The organism is Kitasatospora sp. NPDC017646 (genome assembly GCF_044329365.1).
Lineage (GTDB): Bacteria > Actinomycetota > Actinomycetes > Streptomycetales > Streptomycetaceae > Kitasatospora.
In genome coordinates this window covers 1-4,223 of record NZ_JBIRJC010000112.1, presented here as the reverse complement: position 1 = coordinate 4,223, position 4,223 = coordinate 1, and the positions used below count along the sequence as shown (strand labels likewise).

The window sequence follows — 4,223 nt, the reverse complement described above, 5'->3', positions numbered from 1 at the left end:
CTGCAGGGGGGACCCTGTGGGAGAGTAGGACGCCGCCGAACAATCATTCAGAAAAGCCCCCGATCCATCGGATCGGGGGCTTTTCGCATTTCCGTCTCAGTTGTCGCCGCCGCCCGGCGACTGGTTGTGATCCGTATTCGGCTGTCCCTGCGCCTGGGTCGGCGTCGGTCCGGCCGATGCTGACGCGGCCGTTGACGGCGCGGCTGACGGGGCCGTTGACGGGGCCTCGGACTGGGCCGCCTGGGCCGGTACTGCCGCCGTTCCCCAGGCCGGACGGCTGAGCCACTTGTCCGCGCTGTTGGTGAGACGCGCGACGCCCGTACCGTCCGGTCGCATGCTGTAGAGGTCCGAGCCGGAGCCCGCGGGGGCCTGGGTGAAGACGATGGACTTGCCGTCCGGCGCGTAGGCCGCGGTGCCGTAGAAGGTCGTGGACGGGGCGGGGGTGAGGGCGCCGATGGCGGTGCCGTCGGGGTGGACGGTGTAGATGCCGCCGCCGGGGGTGTTGTCGGGGCCGGCCGGGTAGGTGGTGAAGAGGATCTGGGTGCCGTCGGGGGACCAGGCCGCGCGCTCGCCGGCCCGCAGTTCCCAGGGGGTGAGCTGGCGGAGCCCGGTGCCGTCGACGCCGACGACGTAGATGGCGCGGCTGTCGGCGGGCTGTCCGGTGGCGCTGGTGCGGTACTCGAAGGTGAGCTGTTTGCCGTCCGGCGACCAGCTCGGGTTGCCGACGGCACCGGAGTAGGGCTTGTCGTTCGTCAGGAAGGTGAGCCGCTGGACGTTGGTGCCGTCGGGGCTCATCAGGTAGAGGTCCGAGTACTGGACCTGGTTGTTGTGGGCCTGGTCGAGGGCGCCCCAGGAACGGCTGAAGGCGAGCTGCTTGCCGTCGGGGGAGAAGGCGGGGGCGCGCTCGTCCTCGTTGGCGCAGTCGGCGGTGGCGCTGGCGGCGTCGCAGAGCTGGCTGATCTGGTGGGCGTTGTCGCCGGTGGTGGAGACCGTCCAGAGTCGCGCGGTGCCTGACTGGGGGTCGGTGCGGTCGAAGGCGATGGCGCTGCCGTCGGGGGACCAGTCGGGGCGGTCGTCACGGGCGCGCTGGGGCGGCTGGGTGACCTGGTGCTGGCCGGCGCCGTCGGGGCCGAGGGTGACGATGGCACTGGTGGTGCGGCCGGCGTCGGTGTAGGCGCGGCTGACGATCAGTCCGTTGTGCGCGTCCGCGTTCGCGGCGCCGACGACGCCCGGGGCCGTGGACTGGGTGGACGCGGGGGTGGCGGTAGGGGATTCCGGGCGGATCTCGGAGAGCGGGATCTCACCCGGCTCGGCTCCGCAGCCGGTGATCAGGGCACCCACGAGCAGGAGGCCCGCACCGGAGGTTGCGCGGGTGCGGGCCTTGCTCGTGGGGAACTGCCGTGTACCGGTGCTCCGCGTCATCTCCGTCTCCGACCTTTCCGACCGCTTCGACGTCTGCCCCGACTCGAGAGCGGGAGGGACTCAGCACGAATCCAGGGGAAGGCCCCTGGAACGAGCTGTCACTGTGCCAGACGGGGAGCGCCGGAGCCGGGCGACACGCGATGGATCGTGTCTGCTCGGTCACAGGAAGTGGGCGGGGGCGGGGGTGCTCGGGAAGCGCGGGGTGGGTCAGCCCCGGGCGGCGCGGCGCTCGGCCTTGGCGAGGGCCTCCGCCTCGTCCTCGGCCTCGGCGACCTCCAGGGTTGGCGCGGTGCCGCCGAGCTGGGCGGGCAGCCACCAGGTGTCGTCCGGGCCGGAGGGCTTGGCGGGGTACTCGCGCTGGGCCCGGTCGAGCATCTCGGTCATGGCGGCACGCAGCTTCCTGGTGACCATGACGGGCTTGTCGTTCGGGCCCAGGTAAATCGGTTCGCCGATCATGATCGTCACTGGGACGTGGCGCTTGGTGAGGGTCTTCGGGCGGCCCTTGGTCCAGAGCTGCTGGGTGCCCCACAGGACGACGGGCAGCAGCGGGGCGCCGGAGTCGGCGGCCATCCGTGCGGCGCCCGTCTTGAACTTCTTGAGCATGAACGAGCGGCTGATGGTCGCCTCGGGGAAGACCCCGACGACCTCGCCGGCCTTGAGGGCGCGCACGGCGGTCTCGTACGCGGGCTGGCCGTCGGTCCGGTCGACCGGAATGTGCTTCATGCCGCGCATCAGGGGACCGGAGATGCGGTGCCGGAAGACGTCGTCCTTGGCCATGAACCGGGTCTTGCGCTTCCCGCCGCGGTAGGCGCCGAGGCCGGCGAAGAGGAAGTCCAGGTAGCTGATGTGGTTGCTGACCAGTACCGCTCCGCCCTCGGCGGGGATGTGCTCGGCACCGATGATCTCGATCCGCACATCGAGCGCGCGGAAGGCGGTGAGTGCGGCGCCGATCACCGGCGGGTAGACGAACTCTGCCACGGTCAGTCCTGACTTCCACGGGCCGGGGCCCGGTACGGCGGGTACCCGTGCCGTGCACGGGGGCCGACCGGAGCACGGCACGCCGCGGCGGTCACGGGTGATACAGGGAGATGATCCCCCGAACGGGTGCCTGCTGTCACCTGAGGCGTGCGGTCAAGCGAATATTCACGGTGTGATCTCCGTGATGGATTCGGTCGGGAACTTTCCGGTTCCTCCGCGTTCCCCGGCCGGGTGGTGGCGGGCGGCGTCAGGCGCCCGCGCCCAGGCGGCCCTGGGCGCGTCGGACGATCGGGTAGATCTCGCAGCCGAGGCAGTAGCCGAAGGCGGCGTTGAGGAAGGCCGCGGCCAGGGCGAAGGCGGTGGACAGCAGGCCGAGCCAGGTGACCTCGGTGAGGTAGCCGAGGGCGCCGACGGCGGCGAAGACGGCCCCGCCGCCCTGGGCGAAGCGCAGCGGGCGTTCGTCCTGGGTCTCGGTGGGCGGCGCCAGGCGCGGGGCGACGAAGGTGTGGAACAGCCAGCCGTACGGGGACACCCGGGGACCGGCGGTCGCGCCGAGCACGAACACGAGGGTCTGCGCGGCCAGCAGCAACCCGCTGCCGGTGATGAGGACGACGGCCAGCACCACCGCGGTGAGTGCGGCGGCGAAGCGGGGACCGCGAGGGTCGGTCTGCACGGGGGCTCCGGGAGGGTCGCGACGGACGGCTGCGGCGAACGGCTGCGGCGGGGTGCGTCAGCGACAGCTGGCGGAGGTGGCCGGCTCCGGGCCGACGACGCGACGGACGGTCAGCAGCGGCGGGGAAAGGCGGTCCGAATCCACCTGCCGATCGTACGGGCCCGGTGACGGGAGGTCGACCTCTCTTTCGGAGCCCGTACGTGCTGTCGCAGACTGGAGGGGTGACCGGACTGGTGGTGTGCTTCGTCGTCTTGGCGGTGGCGACCGCGTTCGGGCTGCTGAGGGCGAGGCGCGACGGAAGGCTGAGGGTGCGCACCAAGGACGGGACGGTACGGCTGTCGGAGGCGGAGCTGGGCGGGCCGCTCGGTGAGCGGGCGACCCTGGTGCAGTTCTCCACCGCGTTCTGCCAACCCTGCAGGGCCACCCGGCGGGTGCTTGCCGAGGTCGCGGGGATGGTCGACGGGGTCGAGCATGTCGAGCTGGACGCCGAGGCGCAGCTGGAGCTGGTCCGTCGGCTGGAGGTCCTGCGGACACCGACCGTGCTGGTGCTGGACGCGGCGGGCCGGGTGGTGCGCCGAGCGGCGGGGATGCCGCGCAAGGCGGACGTGATCGCGGCGCTGGGCCAGGCGGTCTGATGGGCGGAAACAGGTGACTGGTAACAGATGGCGGATGACAAGTGACAGATGACGGATAACAGATGACAGCGAACAGATGATGAAATCTGTTCGCTGTCATCTGTTATCCGCCCAACGGCGCCGCCGACGCCGCCCGTGCAGCCGCTCCGGAAAGCTCGTACCGGTTCGCACCGCCCCGTGAGGTGGAGTCGACCCCGACTGGGGCAGGATGGGCGCAGGCGGCGGTGCGTGCCGTCCGGCGTAAGCTACTGGCCAGTAGTGACCACCGCGCTACCGCCGAGTATGCTGCCAGGAAGTTCCGGACCGGCACGGGAAACTCGCTGCCCGGAGCGGGTGCGTGCCGTGTTCGCACCCGCTTGCACGCCGCAGCCGCCGGACGAGACCAGTACAGGAGACAAGGCCGTGAGCTTGAGGATCGTTGTCTGTGTGAAGTACGTGCCGGACGCGACGGGTGACCGTCGTTTCGCGGACGACCACACCACCGACCGGGAGGGTGTGGACGGCCTCCTGTCGGA

Annotated in this window: 4 protein-coding genes and 1 pseudogene; 2 read left to right on the top strand and 3 right to left on the bottom strand. The window is 71.2% G+C overall.

Annotation, left to right across the window (positions count from 1 at the left end; genetic code table 11):
• Positions 1 to 96: 96 nt before the first annotated feature.
• The 3 genes from ACH4J0_RS42845 to ACH4J0_RS42835 all read right to left on the bottom strand — a co-directional run bounded on the left by ACH4J0_RS42845 (position 97) and on the right by ACH4J0_RS42835 (position 3,073).
• The gene (locus ACH4J0_RS42845) at positions 97 to 1,422 is read right to left on the bottom strand and encodes a TolB family protein (protein WP_396246608.1); all 1,326 of its coding nucleotides are present in this window, start codon (positions 1,420 to 1,422) and stop codon (positions 97 to 99) included.
• Positions 1,423 to 1,629: 207 nt separating this feature from the next.
• Positions 1,630 to 2,400, bottom strand: coding sequence for a lysophospholipid acyltransferase family protein (locus tag ACH4J0_RS42840; protein WP_396246607.1), 771 nt, complete (start codon positions 2,398 to 2,400; stop codon positions 1,630 to 1,632).
• A gap of 247 nt (positions 2,401 to 2,647) precedes the next feature.
• Complete coding sequence (locus ACH4J0_RS42835; RefSeq protein WP_396246606.1) at positions 2,648 to 3,073, bottom strand: DUF4395 domain-containing protein; 426 nt, start codon at positions 3,071 to 3,073, stop codon at positions 2,648 to 2,650.
• A 221-nt stretch (positions 3,074 to 3,294) separates the two neighbouring features.
• Between ACH4J0_RS42835 and ACH4J0_RS42830 the strand changes: the two genes are divergently transcribed.
• Entirely contained in the window at positions 3,295 to 3,708 is a 414-nt protein-coding gene (locus ACH4J0_RS42830; protein ID WP_396246609.1) for a thioredoxin family protein, read from the top strand.
• Between the two features lie 402 nt (positions 3,709 to 4,110).
• Positions 4,111 to 4,223, top strand: a pseudogene (locus tag ACH4J0_RS42825) (electron transfer flavoprotein subunit beta); the annotation flags it as partial.